Genomic DNA, 17,738 nt, shown 5'->3' with positions numbered 1-17,738 from the left:
GGCTCAGTTGACCAACGCGACCCAGTACTTGCTGAGCGCTCCCCGGAGGATCAGCAGTGACTGGATGCAGGTGAAGCTTTCATCGGTGGTGGCCGAGGTCGTGTTCAGCGGCCCGAATCCACCATCTTGCTTCTGATGCCGTGAGATCCAGGCCTCGATGCCCTGTATGTCCCGTGGGCGCGCATCGAGCAGGTACAAGGCGGCAATCGCCATGTAGCTACCGACCAGGCTGACTGCCTTGCCCGGGCGGTAGAGGAAGGCCCCATGCGGTTGTTGCAGCCCCTGCAGCCATGCCACGGTGCTGGCGGCGTCGACCAGTTCGTGGTCCAGCGCATGCAGCAAGGACACGGCACGATAGGTGGAGAATGTGTCCGGCGGGTTGCCTGGCCGGTTGGCAAAGCCACCGTCGCCGTAGCGGCAAGCGAGAATGAAGCCCAGCAGTGCTTGCGGCTTGGCCGCTTCGGCGCCCAGGACATGCAGCGACAGTGCGGCCAGGTTGCTGTGCCAGATATCCGACTGGTAGCCCGGCACATTGCCGAAGCCCCCATCGTCCTGCTGGCAGCGCTGCAGGTAGGCCACGCAGGCCGGCCTCGACAGCGGCTCGCTGCCCAGCAGGCGCAGGGAAATCACGGCGCAATAGGTGGCGAATACATCACTGAGCTGACCGGGTTGCTCGGCAAAACCACCGTCTGCGTTCTGCGATGCCTGGATGCAAGCGATCAGGCTGGCCTTGTCGTCGATTGCCGCTTTCAGCGCGTACAGGTCGGAAATCACATGCAAGGCGGAGAAGACCTGCCAGCAACGGTCAGCGCGGAAGCCCTGCGGGGCCATTTCTGCGGTCAGCCCGTACGGAACAGCCAGTGACGCCCGCGCTTGGCGCAGCCACTCGAAGTAAGCCGGCAAGTTCACATTCAGCTCCGGCAATGGGCCAAGATGCGGCTGCTCCAGTCGACTGCGGTTGTTCACCCTGCGCAGTGAGCCGAGGTCCACTTCGTGCGGCGCGGCTGCCGGCGGCAGATTCGCAGCGTGCCTATGCAGTGCGCCAAGGCAGGCCAGTTGCCCCTCAAGGCTCTTGATATGCAGCGGCAGATACGAAAGGTTGCCGATGTGGAACACACCTAGCTGACGGGGAGGGGCCCAGAACTGACGAATGAACGGCACGGTCGGATCGACTGGGGTCGACCAGAAATACCCTTTTCCAAGGAAGAAACCACCGTGGTGGCTGTCATGGAAATCCGCCATCGCCTTGAGCAATTGTTCGCGTCGTTGCTGGCTTTCACGCGGCCTGGCCAGTTCCACGGCCTCGAGCAGCAACGCCACATCCAGGCTGGTCTTGATCGGGAATGGTGACTCGTTGCGCTTGAATGAAGTCAGCCAGTCAGCACCCACGCGCTGGTCGTAACGGATGCGGTCCCAGTAGCCGCCATAGGTGTGATCGTGCAAACGCTCGAAGGTGTCATCGAGCAGCATGCAGGCCAGTTGCAGCATTTCCTGGTGGCTGTTGCCCCGTGCCCAGCGTGCCAGTGCCGAGGCAGCCCGGGCGCGGCTGGCCGTCTGGCGCAGAGCGCCCGCCCCCAGGCCATTGAGCTCGGCGCGCACTTCGTCTTCAAGCTTCCAGACATGCTGCTGCAAGTGCGCAGGCAGAGGGGCCTCGGTTTTGCAGTTGCACAGGCTGCACAGCAGGTTCACTGCGGCAATGTCCAGCTCGATCGGCATGTGGCTATCGATCACCGTCCCCCAGTCACTGGCCAGGACACCACCGAGCAGATGGCCGTCGTACACCTGCTGAAAGCGCTGCAGAATGCCTTCGCTGACCTGCTGCAGCGGTGCGCTGTCATGCCGCTGGCGGCGGAACTCCAGCAGCGCCCGCAAGGCGTCGAACTGCAAGGCCAGGGTCCTGCACCGCCCGGAGCCGTGGGCGTTCCATTGCCGGTCGCTGAGTTCGGTAAACCCCTGGTGCTCGGCATCGTGCAGATCGAGCAACCCGGCCAGCGCGAACTCGGCCTGCCAGGTATCGCCGTGCTGAGCGAAGAACAGGGTGGCAGCCACCTGGTCCTCCAGGCGTTTGTCACTGCTGATACGCAATGTGCCGGTCGCGTCCGTGATGGCGAGAAAGCCACCTGCTTCCTTATCCATCAAGGCTTCAGCCAAGAAGGCAGATGAGGTGCTGTGCATGGCACCCTCCTTTGAAAAATGCTGTGGATGTTCTCGCTTAGTGCGTCAGGCTGAGGATCCGGCTGGCGGCCCGCTGAGCGCCAAGCCCGTCAGGGGCGGCAACGCGCTGGTGGGCGCCGAAATAGCTGGGGACGTCAGTGTCCTTATCCAGTTCGGCATCGATCAGTCCGGCAATGGCGGTGGCCTCGCAACCGAGATAGGTCGGGAAACCGAGGCGTGCCAGGCGGTCAAGGGCTTCGGCTTCGTGGTACTCGGATTTCGACGGCAGCACGAACAGGGTCGGAATGCGCAGTGCAGCGATTTCGGTCACCGTGATCCAGCCTGGCGCCGATACCAGCAGGCTGGCCTCACGCAGCAAACCCATCCAGTCGGGGTAGTAAGGCACGCTGATGAGGCCTTCCCGCGGGGCGATGTCCTGGCGACCCAATAGCACCATCTTCAGCTCGGGGCGCACGGTGCGCAGTTGTTCGAATGCTTCCAGGTAGGCGTTGAGCAGGTTCTGCTTGCTCTCGGCGAACATGGTGGTGCCGCTGATGGACGCGACGATGAACGGCCCGTCGCCCAGGCCTAGGTCAGCCCGCACAGTGGAGGCGTTGGTCTGGGTGAAGTCACGAATCATCGGGCCGACAAAGTGCGCCTTGCCCTCCAGCAGCGCGCTGGCCACCGGTGTGCCGTTATCCATTTCAGGAATGTAGGGTTTGTCGGTGAGCACCAGCTGGCTCTGCTCGATCATCCATGAGAACTGTTTGTGCAATGCGGTGCGCGCACGCTTGAGATCTTCGGCATTGAGCTCGAAGCCGCCTTCGCTGAGATCCTGATCGGTCAGTTGGCACAGGGTGAAGTCGTATCGCTCGGTGACGAATACAAAAGGCGTGCGACTGAAGATGGCCGCCAGGCAGGCCGCCATGTTGAAGTCGGAAATGACCACCCGAGGCTTGTGTTCTTCGATGATTGCCAGGTAGGCCAGCATGCGCTCACTGGACAGGAAGGTGTTGGAGATGTACCCGGCGATGTAGCTACCCCAGTCGAGCTGACGCGACAGATTGCTCTTTTTCGAATAGTCCATGAGTTGTCCGGCAACATCGATCACTTCAATGCCGGAACTTTCGAACATCGGGGTGAACACATCCTGCAACGAGGCCAGGGCGACCTTCATTTCGAGGTCCGGGTTGTAATTGCGCAGGGCCCGTCCAATCGACAGCACGCGCATGTTATGACCAGAACCGGTGGGGGCGGGGGCGAACAGGATCATGCGACTTCCTCTTTGAGTTGAATGACGCCTTTAACGACAGAATTTGCGGGTACATCGCGGATGACGACGGCATAGGGTTCCACCCTCACGCCGTCGCCGAGGGAAACGGGACCGACGATCAGAGCGCCAGTGCCGATGTCGCAACGCTTGCCGATGCGGATCGGCGCGGCCTGCCAGGGCAGCGACCGAAACCGATGATCATGGGATGAGGAAACCAGGGTGACCTGGTCGCCGAGCCGGCTTTGGTCGCCAATGCTGACACCGCCGGCACCCTCGATGACGACCCCGCGCCCGAGCACTGTCCGCTGGCCAAGCGTGATGCCACCGAATTCGTGTATGCCCCCATGCCGGCTACTGCGTCCGATCAATATGCAGCCCATGCCAACCTGCACCGCAGAGCCACCGGAAAGCTCGGCGTCGATCAGCGAGTGCTCGCCGAAATGCCAGGAGTCAAGTTGCGGATTGAGCTGGTGGATACGGTTCAGCGTGCAGGATTCGGGATCGAGAAAAGAGGGCAACCCGTCACGCTGGCGCTTCAGCACTTTCTGCAGGACGGGAGCGGGGTCTGGCCAGCCGTCTTCATTTACCTGCCGGCGGGCGATGATCCGGGCGGGCCGGCCTACGACGATGCAGTCCTGTTCGACGTGCTCGGTGACCAATGCCCCCGCGGCCACCACGGCACCGGCACCAATGCGAACGCCTGGTGCAAGGGTTGCCCGAGCGCCGATCCAGGCACCTTGACCAATATGGATCGGGTGTTCGTAGGTACCTCGTGCAATGACCCCTGAGGCCAGCATGCCGCGATCGGCCACGTCCAGGTATTCGAGCTGGCAGTTGAAGCCGATGAAGCAGCCTTGCCCCAGTGCCACTGTCTGCAACCGGTTGCCGGCGCGGACCCAGGTCGCATCGCCAATGCTGCTATCGGGTGATACATGCGTCCTTGTTTCGACAAGCCATGTCGTCTGCATCACACACTCCTTGCGTGTACAGATTCAGCCCCGCCACTGACTGGGCGGGAACGTGCGTCTGTGTCCTGTTTGCTGCTTCCTGTCAGCGGCCAGGCTGAATGCGAGGGGTAAACAGGCGGCCGTTGAACAGAATTAATGTACTAGTCATTTCGTACTGTTCGCACATCCTAGTACAGACATATTTGCTAGGCAATACGTTTTCTGTGCCGCCTGTTAAAAAAATTGCCGGCCAGAAATGCGCACTAAATGGTTTCAAAATTGTTAAAAATGCGGGATCTGTAGAGCAAATGGTAGGGAAGGCGCGGCGACACCAAGACGAGACCGGCCACATGGGTGGCCGGTATCAAAGAAAATATACGGGAAATGATGGCCATTTGCTGGCCTGGCAGGGCGTCAGTGCGCGGTCGGATAGGGGACGATCTTGTCCCAGGTGCCCATGGCATGACTCGCCACTTTTTCCAGGGTGTCGCGTGGCGAACCGTCGCGTGCCACCATTGCCATGCCGCGCTGGACGATGCCGTAGTAGTGGGCCACGCTCTCGCAATCGACATGTTGGCCGATCTCGCGACTGGCCTGGCCGAGGCGCAAACGGTTCTTGAGCATTTCGAACGGCTTGCATCGCAGCACTTTCAGTCCCACCCGAAGATTGGGCAGCGGCGACTTCAAGTCGGTCTGGGTAACGAAGCAACCGTGTGGGCGATCTTCCCGGGTCAGGATTCTCGCTGTTGCCAGCAAGACGGCCTGGATTGAATCTTGCGCCCGTTCATACTTGTAAAGCTCGCTCCAGATTTCCTCGCCAACCGTCGACCAGTAGAGCTCCAGGGCCTCGAGAAACAGATCCTCCTTGGAACCGAAGGCGGCGTAGAGACTGGGAGACTTGATCTTCATGGCGGTCATCAGCTCGTTCAGCGATGTCCCGTCGTATCCTTTGTCCCAGAACAACAACATGGCCTGGACCAGCGCCTGATGACGATCAAACTCCCGAGGTCTTCCTCGACCACTCATATCTACCTCTCCATTCTCACAGCGGATGGGGCCGTAACCCGAGCGGTTGCGCGCCCTGTTCCGTCATGTCCATTCAAGTAAACCTGGAGCCGGCACACCTTGTACCGCGTGGGCTGGCCAGGCATTAACTGAACTGCAACACAAAAAGACTTGAATTGTACTAATACATCCGTACAATCAATAATACGCGCCAGCCTCCAGGGTTCGTCAACCCTGGCTTACAAACTGTCAGAAATGGCGCACATTCATGATTGCCAAAGGTTTTTTCGCACGGATAGCTACCCACTGGAGCGTATCAACAATGGATGTTGCCACTTACAGAAATGCCATGGCGCGACTCGGCGGCGCCGTATCGATCATCAGCACGGACGGCCCTGGTGGCCGCCACGGTTTCACGGCCTCGGCCGTCTGCAGTGTCACCGACACCCCGCCGATGCTTCTGGTATGCATGAATAACCAGTCTCGCCAGCGCAGCAGTTTCGAAGAGAACGGTGTGCTATGCGTAAACGTTCTGCGTGGTGATCAGCAAAGCCTGTCGAGTGTGTTCGCCGACCGGAACCTCGACATGGAGCAGCGCTTTCTCGCCACTCGCTGGACTACCGGCGCGAGCGGTGCACCGCGGATGGACGAGGCGCTGGTGTGCTTCGATTGCCGGATCAGCGAAATACACACTGTCGGTAGCCACAGCATCTTCTACTGCGAGGTCCTGGGTATCGACAGTGCCCAGCATCCGGAAGGCCTGATCTATTTTGACCGGGCTTATCACCGGGTTGCCGTGGCCCAGCCCACCGCTTGAGTTGATCGGGAGCACGCGTTATGGACGACCTCTGGACTACGAGGCCGCTACCTGGCCTTTCCGACGACCAACGGCAATGGCTATCGGCACCGGGCTCCCTGACCTTGCGCCTGAAAGCGCTGGGGCAGTTCAGCCTGGACCTGGTCGGGCAATCGGTAGTGAGTGCGGAACCGAGTGACGCATGTGCCTTGGGCGTTGCCCAAGGGGAGGCGGTTTGGCTCCGCGAAGTGGCGTTGCGCGTCGATGGCGAGGTCATGGTTTGCGCACGCAGTTTCACTCCCCTGCAGGCCAGTCAGCCGGCCTGGCCGGAGCTGGCAGGCCTGGGTGATCAGCCACTGGGAAGCATGCTGTACAGCTCGCCAGAGATCCATCGCGAAGCCTTCGAGTGCCAACGCCCGCAAGCCGATTCGCCGTTGTCGCGCCTGGCCCAGCGGCTAGGCCAGCCCGGCCGTGGCCTGCTGGCTCGCAGGTCGCGCTTCATGCGCGGTGGCAAGCCCCTGCTGATTGCAGAGTGCTTCGTTCCGCAGTTCTGGGGCCTTGTGCAACAAGGCAGCGCGCCCTTCAAATTGGCTATTTGAACCGGGCGCGCGCCTTGCGGCGGTGAGCGGGGTGCGAATCAGGCTTCTTCCAGGCGCATTTCGTTTTCACGAATGACTTGCGCGGTATACGGATCATTGGCCACGGCTTCGAGCAGCGAAGTCAGCAGGCCAGGGAAACGCGTTTCCAGGTCATCCCGGCGAATCGACAGCAAGTTCTCCCGGCCATAGGGGCGTTGCCAGATCACACCGCTGTCGCGCAAGACGCGCCAGTGGTGGGTCATGGTCGACTTGGACGCACCCTTGAGAATTTGCCCACAAGGGTGCTCTTCACCATCGGAAAGAACCTTCAGTACGGTCAGGCGCAACGGATTGCCGAGCGCTGTCAGGACGTTTTCCAAGCGAATCTGTTCAATGCTGGGATGGTTGGCAGTGTACATGCGATTACCTCAATTGATTTACAGGGATCACTTGGCCTGAGGCACGATTGCCATCTGGTCCAGCAACTTCCCTGTAGCGATCAGGCGCGCTTCCATCTCGCGCTCTTGGAAATCAGAAATCCGAGCCTGGCAGTACCCAGGAGGATGACAATCTACCCATTACCCTGGGCCATCATTCGATAGCTGCTTGCACTCGGGACATGGATTGTTTGTTAGTACGAGCAGTGTGGAACTATATACCAATTTGCCGGGTTTCGTGAGCCGGATGGGATGAACGTGCTATGAAAATGACAAAAGCTCAACGCAGATGAGCTTTTAAAACAACAGGTTGGCGTGCAGCGGGGCAGGTGAGGGCAATTATTTCAAACTGTGAAGCCGGCACCAAGGACTGACCCAGGTGCCGGAAGGCGCGTTCATTGAGCGTTCGAAGTTGCCGGTTGGTAACCACCACCAAGGGCCGTTACCAGTCCTACCGCCGAGTCGATCTGCTTGCTGCACAGCAAGGCCAGGCGCAGCTCGTCCTCGATCAGTTGTTCTTCGATGTTGAGTGAGTCGAGAAAGTTGTTCTCGCCGATTTCAAACCGCTCTACGGCCAGGTCGAAGGACGATTGGGCCGTGTCGCGGGCAGTGCGCTGCAGGCCTATCTGCCGGTTGACGGCCTGCAGCTCGGTCACCGACGTGGCTACCTGATGCAACGCCGCATTCAGGGCGGTGTTGTAGCTGGCAATTGCCATATCCAGGTCGGCATTGCTCTGCTTGAGGCTGGCCCGTAGGCGGCCGGCGTCGAACAGCGGCACTGTCACGGTCGGCGTGATGTTCCAGAAGCGGCTGACCGTGTCATTGAAACTGTCGCCGGACAGGGCATGCACACCACCGGCGGCACGCAGGTTGATGTTGGGGTAGAAGCGGGTCTTGACCGAAGCCACCGTAAGGGTCTGGGCTTCGACACGCCAGCGGGCCGCAACGATATCCGGACGCCGCCCCAGCAGTTCCGCGGGCAGGTTTCCAGGCAGCGCCGCGTCATCGCTTTTCAGCGGTCTGGGCCGCACGATATCACGGGCACCGTCGACCCCTGAGCCGAGCAAGGCCGAAAGCTGCAGGCGGGCGATTTCCATGTTGCTACGGGCACCCAGCAGGCTCGCTTCGGCGCGCGCTACCAGACCATCGACACGTTGCAGCTGGGATTTGTTGTCCAGGCCATTGTTGAAGCGATCACTGGTCAGCCCCTGCAGGCGTCGCAGGCGCTTGAGATCACGTTCGCTCAGGTCCACCACATCCCAGGCATAAGCCAGCTGGTTGTAGGCTTTGACGACATTGGCTGCCAGCAGCAGACGCGCTGATTGCAGTTCGACTTCCGCAGCCTTGGCCTGGCTGACCGAGGCCTCCCACGCGCTGCGCTTGCCCCCCCACAGATCGAGGTCGTAATCGAATGTCACGCCCAGGCTGCGCACAGTGATGTAGCGATTCCCCTGGCCGTCGAAATCTTCGCTGCGCGACAGCCGCGAGCGCGAGACACCACCCGAAGCGTCGAGCTGCGGGGCCTGGTCCGCGTCGTAATAGGCCTGCAAGGCATTGGCCTTGTCAGCCCGAGCCTGCACTTCCTGAAGCCCTGGATTGTGATTCCAGGCTTTGGCTACCAGGCTGTCCAGCTGGGCATCGCCGTAGCGCTGCCACCAGTTGTCAGTCGGCCATGGCGCGGCCGGCAGCCGCGCGTCGGCCAAGGATGCAGAAGGTGCCCCCTCGGGGGTCAGCAAGTGCTGACGATGGTCGATGCCGGCGTAATTCACGCAACCACTGGCGACCATCGCGGCCAGCAGCGGCAGCGGCAGTACATAGCGTGTCTTTTTCAACATGGGATTATCCTCGCGCCGCGGCATCGATGGCCTGGCTGTCGTCAGCCGTGACGGGCAGCGCCTTGGGCTGCCTGGCGGAACTGAGCAAGCTGTAGACCGTTGGCAGGATGAACAGGGTGAACAATGTGCCGATCAACATGCCCACGACAATGACCAGGCCCAGACCGAAGCGGCTGTTGGCGCCCGCGCCGGTCGCGAAGATCAGCGGAGCGAGGCCCACTACCATGGCGGCGGTGGTCATCAGGATCGGTCGCAGGCGCACCTCGGCCGCATGGCGGATGGCTTCCAGCTTGCCCATGCCGTGGTGTAGCTGCAGTTCGTTGGCAAACGCCACCATGAGGATGCCATGTTTGCTGATCAGGCCGATCAGCGTGATCAGGCCGATCTGGGTATAGATGTTCAGCGAGGTGTAGCCCAGCGCCAGCGGCAACAGTGCCCCACAGATCGACAACGGTACGCTGATCAGGATGATGAACGGATCGATGAAGCTCTCGTACTGGACAGCCAGCACCAGGTAGATGATCACCAGGGCGAAGGCGAAGGTCAGCATCAAGGTGTTGCCTTCCTGCACGTATTGCCGGGTGTCGGACTGCCAGTCATAGGTGTAGCCAGCCGGGAACCCCCTGGCCTGCTCGCTGAGGAAGGCCACGGCGTCGCCCAGCGTCACGCCAGGCATCGGAATTGCCTGCAATGTCGCGGCGTTCTGCTGGTTGAACTGAGGGCGCAGGTTGGGCTCGACCTTCACCTTGATCGTGGCCAGGGTGGAAAGTGGTACCAGGTTGCCGTGCTGATCCTTGACGTAGTAGCGGTTGAGCGCCTCTGGCGTCAGGCGGTCCTGCGGTAGCGCTTGCGGAATCACATCATAGGAACGGCCATGGTAGGCAAAACGGTTGATGTATTTCTCGCCGATCAGGCTGTTGAGGGTCTTGCCGATATCGCTCATGCGGATACCCATGGCGTTGGCCTTCGCCCTGTCGACCTGCACCTCGACCACCGGGTTGTTGAAGTCCAGGTCGCTGTCGACCACCGCGAACAGGCCGCTGCTGCGGGCGCTGCTCTTGAGCTTGTCCATTACCTCGAACAACGACTGGTAGTCCTGATCACTGCGCACGACCATCTGCACGGGAAGGCCGCCCGTGGATCCCGGTAGCGGCGGCATCTGGAAGACGAAGATGCTGGTGCCCTCGATCTGGCTAACCCGCTGCTGCAGCAATGGCTGGATCTGGTTGGCGCTGCGTTCGCGTTGCTGCCAGTCCACCAGGTTGATGCCGCCAACGCTGTTGGAAATACCGTCGGTGCCGTTGGCCACCCAATCGCTGTAGCCTTCGGGGAATTCCTGGAATACCTCGTGGAGCTTTCGGGAGAACGCTTCGACGTAGTTGATGTTGGCATGTTGCGGCGCCTTGATGGCGGTCAGCAGGATATTCTGGTCCTCCATCGGTGCCAGTTCGCTCTGCGCCGACTTGTACAGCACCGGCAGGCTGAAAAAGATCACCAAGGCGATGGCCAGGCTGATCCAGCGGCGGGATAACGACATTCCCAGCAACTTGCCGTAGCGGTCAGCCAGCCAGTTGAAGAACGTTTCTGCCTTGTGCGCCATGTAGCCTTCGCTCGACTTGGAATCGAGCAGACGGGTACTCATGATCGGGGACAGTGTGAGCGCTACGATACCGGACACCACCACCGAGCCGGCGAGGGTCAGCGCGAACTCCTTGAACAGTGTTCCGGTCAAGCCGCCCATGAGGCCGATCGGGGCATATACCGCAGCCAGGGTGAATGTCATCGCCACCACCGGGCCGGCCACCTCGCGGGCACCGAGCAAAGCCGCCTCGAAGGGTGTCTTGCCCTCCTCGATGTGGCGGTGGACGTTCTCCACCACGACGATGGCGTCATCCACCACCAGACCGATGGCCAGCACCATTGCCAGCAGCGTCAGCAGGTTCAGGCTGAAGCCGAACATCTGCATCAGCACGGCGGCACCGAGCATCGACAACGGAATGGTTACCAGAGGGATCAGCACCGTGCGGAAAGTGCCCAGGCACAGGTAGATGACCAGGACGACGATGACCAGCGCTTCGATCAGGGTATGGGTGACCTCGTCGATGGACGACTGGATGAAGTGAGCCACCTCGAACGGGATCTGCACCTTGACGCCTGGCGGCAGGGTCTTCTCGATCTCGGGGATCAGGGCCTTGACCGCATTGACGATGGTCAGCGGGTTGCCAGTAGGCGCCGCATCGAGACCCAGGAACATGGCCGGCACCGCGCTCATGGCGCCGCTGGTGTCGAACGAGGCTGCGTTGAGCTCGACGGTGCCGACGTCCCGCACACGAATGAGGTTGCCATTGTCGTTGCGCAGGACCATGTTCTTGAAGTCGTCGACGCTGGTCAGATCGGTGTTGACCCGCAGGTTGCTGACCACGTACAGGCCCTTGACCTGACCTGGAGCGGCCTGGAAGTTGTTTTCCCGGATCGCGTCAGCCACGTCCTGGCCGGTGATGCCATAGCCCGCCAGCAGATCGGGGTCGAGCCACAGGCGCATGGACAGGGTTTGCCCACCCAGTACATTGATCTTGGCCACCCCATCGATACCCGAGAACATCGGCTCGACTACTCGCGAAATGTAGTCGGCCACCTCGGGCATGGACAGTTGTTCGCTGGAAAACGCCACGTAGGCGACGCTGGTGAAACCGCCCGAGGTACGCTCGATCACGGGGTCATAGGCTTCTTCGGGCAGCTTGTAGCGGATCTGGTTGACCTTGGCCATCACCTCGGTCAGCGCGTTGATCGAGTTGCTGTTGAGCTGCATGCGCACAGTCACCAGGCTCTTGCCCTGGGTCGAAGTGGACGACAGGTAGTCGATACCCTCGACCGAGGCCACGGCCTGACTGATCGGCTGTGTCACGAAACCCTGCATCAGTTCCGACGAGGCGCCTGGATACTGGGTCGTGATGGTGATAGTGGAGGTTTCCAGCATCGGGTACTGACGTACCGGAAGCTTGTTGAAAGCCATGATCCCGAACAGCAGGATCAGCGTGCTGACCACCAGGGCCAGGACCGGCCGGCGCAGGAAAACATCAGTGAAGTGCATGGTCGTTCCTCAGCGCTGGACGTTCAGGCGCACGGTGTCGGTTACCGGCTCGATAGCGACACCGTCCTGCAGTTTGATTTGCCCGGAGGTCACCACCTCGTCACCGGCCTGCAGCCCCTTGAGCACTACCGCCAGGCCATCCCTGCGCTCGCCGATGCTGATGTTCTTGCGTCGCACCTTCTTCAGGCCGTCTTCGGTGTAGGTGACGAACACGCTTTCGCCATAGGCGTTGTAGGTAATCGCGGTCTCGGGAATGACCAGCTCGTCCTTGCCTGGCAACTGCACTTTCACCTTGGCGTACATGCCGGGCCGCAGTTTGTCCTGATGCTTGTCGAGCAAGGCCTGAACCCGAATGACATGGGAATTGTTGACCTGCGGATCGATGGCGCCGATAACCCCTTCGAACTTCTCGTCGCCCCATGCATCGACGGTCACTTCCACATGCTGGCCCTTGACGATACTGGCGCTGTCACGCTCGGAGACGGTGAAGTTGACCCGCAGCCGGTCAAGATCGGTCAGCGTGGCCAGTGGCCGGCCCGCCTGCACGTAATCGCCCAGGTGAACCTGGCGGATGCCCAGCTCCCCGGAAAACGGTGCACGGATGGTCTTCTGCGCGATCTGGGCCTGCATGTTCTCCAGGTTGCCTTTGGCGGCATCGAACTGGGCACGGGCGCTGTCCAGTGCCCGCTGGCTCTCGGCGCCGTTTCGCGCCAGAGTCTGCAGACGGGTGTAATGGGTTCTGGCGGCATCGAATTCGCCGCGCAAACGGGTCAGTTCACCCTCTTCGGGCGATGTATTGAGCTTGACCACCACATTGCCGGCCTTGACCTTGTCACCCGAGTCGAAGGCCAGCGCGACCACCTGGCCACTGACTTCCGCCGTCAACAGCACCTGCTGGCTCGCTTCGATCTGACCGATGGCGACCTGATAATAGGTGTAAGGCACCTGTTTGACCTGCGCCAGTGCCGCCGGTACCAGTACGGGGGCAGGCGCCGGCTCTTCTCCATGAGCCATGTAGCGCAGCGTGAAGCCTCCCAGTACGGCAAGTGTCACCACCGATGCCGTTACCTTTCCGAGATAGTGTTTCGCACGCATGACTTACCCCCTGTCGCCTGGGACGGCGACCTCCTGGAAATTCAACATTCAAGAAACTCCAACCTGCATCAGTCCTGGCCCGGCCGGCCTGGCCGGGAGCTGCTTGACTGACTGTCAGTAATTCGCGACCACGGTCGCGATCAATAGATCTTGCTGGTCTGTGCCTTGCCCAGATACAGCTTGCCCAGGCCGAAGAGGTTCAACGGCGAGAGGACAAAATGCTTGGAACCGACATGGATGTCGCGAAGGCAGCGTTCCAGTTCGCATGCTTTGTAGACCGCCTTGGAGCCGGTCAGCCCGTGCAGTTGGTTCACCGCATTGACGGCGTACTCGTTGAGGAGCGATCCGGCCAGTGCGACGCGGACGTTGAGGCCATCACCATCAGCCTGCTCGGCCTGTGTGATGGCATCCTCTAGCAACAGTTGCGCGGTGTGCAGCTGCGCCAGCACGATACCGGTCTTCTCGCTGGTCAGTGCCGCCACGCCTTCATCGCCCGGCAGGGTGCGCTCGTCACGGAAATACGCCAGGGCGGCCTTGGCCACGCCAAGCACGGTGCCCATCGCGGCGATCGTGCCGAAGTCGTAGTACCCCACCTTGTAGGCCAGGGAGTCACGAGGCGCTGGCGCCTTTCTCAGTGCCTCGGTGTTGACGCAGTAGTGGGCCGGAACCCAGACATTGCTGCATTCGAAATGATTGCTGCCCGTTCCCCGCATGCCCAGTACGTCCCAGGTCTTGATGATGCGGCAGTCGCTGCGTGGTACGAAGAACATGCGCACCTGGGGCTCCGTGCCATCGGCAACTTCCTGGTGGAGTGTTGCCGTGCACACTAACCAGTCAGCATGTGCCGAACCGCTGGCAAAACCCCACTTGCCGCTGACCCGGTAACCACCGTCCACCGCGATCGCCTCGCCACCGGAATGGATCGCACCGACGACGAAGCCATTGCAGGAACTGTAGATTTCACGAGCCGCCTGCTCTGGCAGGTAATCGGCGAGCCGCCCCATGGCGACCTGCACCATGACCTGCCACGAGACCGAGGCGTCAATTGCAGCAAGACGCTGGATAATTTGCGAGATGACGCGCATGTCCAGCTGCTGGCCACCAAACGCCTTGCTGACGCACAGGCGGGAAAAGCCCAGCTTGAACAGCTCGGCCATCACCTCGGGGTGGGTTTCACCTTGCACTTCGGCGTAATCACGGTGCTGCAGAATCAGCGGCCGGACCGCTTCGATACGCGCCATCCATTCTTCTGCCTCGGCAGGCAGGTCACGCCACTGCATCAATGTCTTCATGTTCAGCTCCTTGCTGTGAGGGATGAAACCTTGGGTCCGTATCGACATCGAACAAGGCCAATGTACGCATACAGTCGTACTGTTGCAAGTCTTTCGTACAGTCCTTCTGTAAACGGCGTTTTCGAATGACATTGGTGTGATCGAGGCGCAGAACACGGTGAACCGTCGGTTCACGCAGGCAATTGGCGAATATATGTAAGGCTTTGCATAGAAAGGGCACGGTGCAATGCACCGTGCCTGTGGCAGGCTTCAGCGCTCGTCGAAAGGGATTCCGCCCTTGGCCTTGTCGCCAGGTGGTGCTTCCACGATCTGCACTACCACGTGCTCGCGGGCTATCTCGAAGCTGCTCGCGACGGCCTCGGTCACCGAGCGCAGCAGATGCTTCTTCTGCTGTTCGGAACGGCCTGCGGTTGCGTAAACAATGACCTCTGGCATGACGTATCTCCTTTGTCCGGCTATCCATGAGTGTCGCGGCGAGGCGCCGGCGACGTGATGATCATACGCCCGGGAAAAGGAGTTGAACAGTTCGCGTACATGCGTACAATCAAAAAAAACGTTAGCCCTGGAGGCAAGGATGCAATTCGGAATCTACAGTGTCGGCGATGTGACCCGCGACCCCAGCACCGGTCGTACCCCGAGCGAGGCTGAAAGGCTGCAGGCCATGGTCCGCATAGCACTCAAGGCCGAAGAGATCGGCCTGGACGTGTTCGCGACAGGGGAGCACCATAACCCGCCATTCGTGACGTCGTCGCCCACCACGCTTCTGGCCTTCATTGCCGCGCAGACTTCGCGGCTGATCCTTTCCACCTCGACCACGCTGATCACCACCAACGACCCGGTGCGCCTGGCAGAGGAATATGCCGTGCTGCAGCATCTCTCGGGCGGGCGCATGGACCTGATGCTGGGGCGCGGCAACACGGCGCAGGTCTACCCCTGGTTCGACAAGGACATCATGCAGGCGCTGCCGCTGGCGCTGGAGAACTACGACCTGCTGCACCGCCTATGGCGCGAGGAAGAAATTGACTGGGAAGGGCGTTTTCGCGCACCGCTTCGTCGTTTCACGTCCATTCCCCGCCCACTGGATGGGCTGCCGCCGTTCGTCTGGCATGGTTCGATTCGCACACCGGAAATCGCAGAACAGGCGGCGCGCTATGGGGACGGCTTTTTTGCCAGCCATATCCTCTGGCCAAAAGGTCATTTCCAACGCCTGGTCGCGTTCTACCGCTCGCGCTACGCCTACCACGGCCACGGTACGGAGCAGGACGCTATCGTCGGCCTCGGGGGGCACATCTTCGTCAACCGTCAGTCCCAGGTCGCACGCGAGCGTTTTCGTCCGTTCTTCGACAACGCACCGGTGTATGGCCACGGTCCATCGCTGGAAGAATTCATGGAACAGACGCCATTGTCGGTCGGCAGCCCTCAGGAGATCATCGACAAGACCTTGACTTTCCGCGAGCAGTTCGGCGATTACCAACGGCAACTGTTCCTGTTCGACCATGCCGGTATTCCACTGCCCGAGGTGCTGGACATGCTTGAGCTTTTCGGTAGCGAGATCCTTCCGGTGCTGCGCCGTGAAACAGCCAGGGCACGGGACTCCAGAGCAGCCCCGGCGCCGACTCATGCGGGGCGCCTGGCAAGCACGACCGCGCCCCAGTAGTGCTTGCCGTTGCGGCTTCGGCGAGAGCAGCCTTGCGCCATGGGAAAGGGCAGAAAAGCATTCGATCAAGCGTTGCCCGGTATTCCATATTTACGCAGGCGCTGGGCAATGGCGGTATGTGAGGTTTGCAGGCGCCCGGCCAGTTGTCGCGTCGATGGGTAGCTGGCGTACAGGCGTTGCAACAACTCGCGCTCGAAATCGGCCACGGCCTGTTCCAGGCTCGCCACTTCGCCATCCTGTCCGCGGGCGACCGAGGTGCCGGCGATGTCCAGGTCACCGATATCCACCAGGTTGCCCTCGCAGATGGCCGCAGCGCGGAAGATCACGTTCTGCAGCTGGCGCACATTGCCTGGCCAAGGGTTGGCCAGCAATGCGGAATGGGTGGCCGGGGTCAGCCGGCAGGGCGGGCGCTGGATCTGCGTGCAGGCCTGCTGCATGAAGAAATGCGCCAGCATCAGGATATCCTGGCCACGGTCGCGCAGCGGTGGCACCTGCAGGTTGAGCACGTTGAGGCGGTAGAACAGGTCTTCGCGGAAGCTGCCTTCGGCGACCATGCGTTCCAGGTCACGGTGGGTGGCGCTGATGATGCGTACGTCCACCTTCACTTCACGGTCGCCGCCCACCCGGCGGAAACTGCCATCGCTGAGAAAACGCAGCAGCTTGGCCTGCAGGTACGGCGACATCTCGCCGATTTCATCGAGAAACACCGTGCCCTGGTTGGCCAGCTCCATCAGCCCGGGCTTGCCCCCTCGTTGCGCGCCGGTGAAGGCGCCCGGGGCATAGCCGAACAGTTCGCTCTCGGCCAGGCTTTCGGGCAGCGCGGCACAGTTCAGCGCCAGGAAAGGCGCCGCGTGGCGACTGCTGATGGCGTGGCAGGCGCGGGCTACCAGCTCTTTGCCGGTGCCGGTTTCGCCGTGCACCAACAGCGGCGCATCGAGCGTCGCCACGCGCAAGGCACGGGCCTTCAGGGTGCGGATCGCCGACGATTCGCCAAGCAACGCATCGAAGCCCTCGGCATGGTCGTGGTGCAGGGCCGACAGGCGTTCACCCATGCGCGTGGGCGGGTACAGCGTCAGCAGGCCCCCGGCGTTGGTGATCGGCGTGGCGTCCAGCAGCAGGCTCTGGCCGTTGAGCTGCATCTCGCGCATGGGCAGGTGGAAGTTGTTGTCCTGCAGCGCCTGCAGCAGTGCCGGGTCGCCGAACAGCTCATCCACCGAACGCCCTGCGGATTCGCGGCCGCACAATTCGATCAGCGCCGGGTTGGCCAGCAGCACCTTGCCGGCACTGTCCACTGCCAGTACCGGGTCGCTCATCGCCGCCAGCAGGGCATCGAGCTGCAGGTGGCGGCGTTGCCCTGGGAGAATGTCGACCACATCCACCGACTGCACGCCCTGGACCTCGAACAGTGCGTCGTGCAGTTCTTCGAGTACGGCGGGGCTGAGGGTGGGGGCGTCGATGTAGACGTTCGGCGGGACCATCTCCACGGCGTCCAGGTTGAGGTTGCGGGCACCGAGCAGGGCGAGTACTTCCTGGGTGATGCCGACGCGGTCGATGAAGCTGACGTGGATGCGCATGGGG

14 protein-coding genes are annotated in these 17,738 nt (G+C 61.3%); 3 read left to right on the top strand and 11 right to left on the bottom strand.

Features of this window, described 5'->3' with window-relative positions:
- Positions 1–3 precede the first annotated feature (3 nt).
- From B4L76_RS05480 to B4L76_RS05465, 4 genes are all read right to left on the bottom strand, one after another.
- On the bottom strand, positions 4–2,136 hold the full coding sequence (locus B4L76_RS05480) for a prenyltransferase/squalene oxidase repeat-containing protein (RefSeq protein ID WP_296231049.1): 2,133 nt from the start codon (positions 2,134–2,136) through the stop codon (positions 4–6).
- Positions 2,137–2,212: 76 nt separating this feature from the next.
- On the bottom strand, positions 2,213–3,427 hold the full coding sequence (locus B4L76_RS05475) for a hypothetical protein (protein ID WP_296231047.1): 1,215 nt from the start codon (positions 3,425–3,427) through the stop codon (positions 2,213–2,215).
- The gene (locus B4L76_RS05470) at positions 3,424–4,395 is read right to left on the bottom strand and encodes a DapH/DapD/GlmU-related protein (RefSeq protein WP_296231045.1); all 972 of its coding nucleotides are present in this window, start codon (positions 4,393–4,395) and stop codon (positions 3,424–3,426) included. The genes B4L76_RS05475 and B4L76_RS05470 overlap by 4 nt, the downstream gene beginning before the upstream one ends.
- Positions 4,396–4,788: 393 nt before the next feature.
- Positions 4,789–5,400, bottom strand: coding sequence for a TetR/AcrR family transcriptional regulator (locus tag B4L76_RS05465; RefSeq protein WP_296231044.1), 612 nt, complete (start codon positions 5,398–5,400; stop codon positions 4,789–4,791).
- A gap of 247 nt (positions 5,401–5,647) precedes the next feature.
- Here B4L76_RS05465 and B4L76_RS05460 point away from each other — a divergent pair, with 247 nt between their 5' ends.
- The gene (locus B4L76_RS05460; RefSeq protein WP_414707164.1) at positions 5,648–6,196 is read left to right on the top strand and encodes a flavin reductase; all 549 of its coding nucleotides are present in this window, start codon (positions 5,648–5,650) and stop codon (positions 6,194–6,196) included.
- A gap of 20 nt (positions 6,197–6,216) precedes the next feature.
- Positions 6,217–6,774, top strand: a complete 558-nt coding sequence (locus B4L76_RS05455; protein ID WP_296231043.1) for a chorismate--pyruvate lyase family protein — start codon at positions 6,217–6,219, stop codon at positions 6,772–6,774.
- A 38-nt stretch (positions 6,775–6,812) separates the two neighbouring features.
- Here the strand turns inward: B4L76_RS05455 and B4L76_RS05450 are convergent, their stop codons facing one another.
- From B4L76_RS05450 to B4L76_RS05425, 6 genes are all read right to left on the bottom strand, one after another.
- Positions 6,813–7,172, bottom strand: coding sequence for an ArsR/SmtB family transcription factor (locus tag B4L76_RS05450; RefSeq protein ID WP_296231042.1), 360 nt, complete (start codon positions 7,170–7,172; stop codon positions 6,813–6,815).
- Positions 7,173–7,585: 413 nt separating this feature from the next.
- A complete protein-coding gene (locus B4L76_RS05445; protein WP_296231041.1) occupies positions 7,586–9,025 on the bottom strand; it encodes an efflux transporter outer membrane subunit in 1,440 nt (479 codons plus the stop codon).
- A gap of 4 nt (positions 9,026–9,029) precedes the next feature.
- On the bottom strand, positions 9,030–12,116 hold the full coding sequence (locus B4L76_RS05440; protein WP_296231039.1) for a MexW/MexI family multidrug efflux RND transporter permease subunit: 3,087 nt from the start codon (positions 12,114–12,116) through the stop codon (positions 9,030–9,032).
- Between the two features lie 9 nt (positions 12,117–12,125).
- Positions 12,126–13,211, bottom strand: a complete 1,086-nt coding sequence (locus B4L76_RS05435) for an efflux RND transporter periplasmic adaptor subunit (protein ID WP_296231037.1) — start codon at positions 13,209–13,211, stop codon at positions 12,126–12,128.
- Between the two features lie 140 nt (positions 13,212–13,351).
- A complete protein-coding gene (locus tag B4L76_RS05430; protein ID WP_296231036.1) occupies positions 13,352–14,503 on the bottom strand; it encodes an acyl-CoA dehydrogenase family protein in 1,152 nt (383 codons plus the stop codon).
- Between the two features lie 249 nt (positions 14,504–14,752).
- On the bottom strand, positions 14,753–14,938 hold the full coding sequence (locus B4L76_RS05425; protein WP_349679067.1) for a tautomerase family protein: 186 nt from the start codon (positions 14,936–14,938) through the stop codon (positions 14,753–14,755).
- Positions 14,939–15,077: 139 nt separating this feature from the next.
- On the opposite strand from B4L76_RS05425, the gene B4L76_RS05420 reads away from it, so the two are divergent.
- Complete coding sequence (locus B4L76_RS05420; RefSeq protein WP_296231035.1) at positions 15,078–16,160, top strand: CE1758 family FMN-dependent luciferase-like monooxygenase; 1,083 nt, start codon at positions 15,078–15,080, stop codon at positions 16,158–16,160.
- A 65-nt stretch (positions 16,161–16,225) separates the two neighbouring features.
- On the opposite strand, the gene B4L76_RS05415 is transcribed toward B4L76_RS05420, so the two are convergent.
- Positions 16,226–17,734 (bottom strand): sigma-54-dependent transcriptional regulator, encoded by a 1,509-nt coding sequence (locus B4L76_RS05415; RefSeq protein ID WP_296231033.1) that lies wholly within the window; start codon positions 17,732–17,734, stop codon positions 16,226–16,228.
- Between the last annotated feature and the right edge of the window lie 4 nt (positions 17,735–17,738).

Source organism: Pseudomonas sp. UBA4617 (genome assembly GCF_002386445.1).
In the GTDB taxonomy this organism is placed as follows: domain Bacteria; phylum Pseudomonadota; class Gammaproteobacteria; order Pseudomonadales; family Pseudomonadaceae; genus Aquipseudomonas.
The sequence above is the reverse complement of the archived record's forward strand: the minus strand, read 5'-3'. Positions and strand labels throughout refer to the sequence as shown.

Coding starts and splice junctions, on each gene's coding strand:
- B4L76_RS05470 (WP_296231045.1), bottom strand. CDS start 4,395: ATGCAGACGACATGGCTTGTCGAAACAAGGACGCATGTATCACCCGAT.
- B4L76_RS05480 (WP_296231049.1), bottom strand. CDS start 2,136: ATGGATAAGGAAGCAGGTGGCTTTCTCGCCATCACGGACGCGACCGGC.
- B4L76_RS05440 (WP_296231039.1), bottom strand. CDS start 12,116: ATGCACTTCACTGATGTTTTCCTGCGCCGGCCGGTCCTGGCCCTGGTG.
- B4L76_RS05450 (WP_296231042.1), bottom strand. CDS start 7,172: ATGTACACTGCCAACCATCCCAGCATTGAACAGATTCGCTTGGAAAAC.
- B4L76_RS05420 (WP_296231035.1), top strand. CDS start 15,078: ATGCAATTCGGAATCTACAGTGTCGGCGATGTGACCCGCGACCCCAGC.
- B4L76_RS05460 (WP_414707164.1), top strand. CDS start 5,648: ATGATTGCCAAAGGTTTTTTCGCACGGATAGCTACCCACTGGAGCGTA.
- B4L76_RS05445 (WP_296231041.1), bottom strand. CDS start 9,025: ATGTTGAAAAAGACACGCTATGTACTGCCGCTGCCGCTGCTGGCCGCG.
- B4L76_RS05475 (WP_296231047.1), bottom strand. CDS start 3,427: ATGATCCTGTTCGCCCCCGCCCCCACCGGTTCTGGTCATAACATGCGC.
- B4L76_RS05430 (WP_296231036.1), bottom strand. CDS start 14,503: ATGAAGACATTGATGCAGTGGCGTGACCTGCCTGCCGAGGCAGAAGAA.
- B4L76_RS05435 (WP_296231037.1), bottom strand. CDS start 13,211: ATGCGTGCGAAACACTATCTCGGAAAGGTAACGGCATCGGTGGTGACA.
- B4L76_RS05425 (WP_349679067.1), bottom strand. CDS start 14,938: ATGCCAGAGGTCATTGTTTACGCAACCGCAGGCCGTTCCGAACAGCAG.
- B4L76_RS05415 (WP_296231033.1), bottom strand. CDS start 17,734: ATGCGCATCCACGTCAGCTTCATCGACCGCGTCGGCATCACCCAGGAA.
- B4L76_RS05465 (WP_296231044.1), bottom strand. CDS start 5,400: ATGAGTGGTCGAGGAAGACCTCGGGAGTTTGATCGTCATCAGGCGCTG.
- B4L76_RS05455 (WP_296231043.1), top strand. CDS start 6,217: ATGGACGACCTCTGGACTACGAGGCCGCTACCTGGCCTTTCCGACGAC.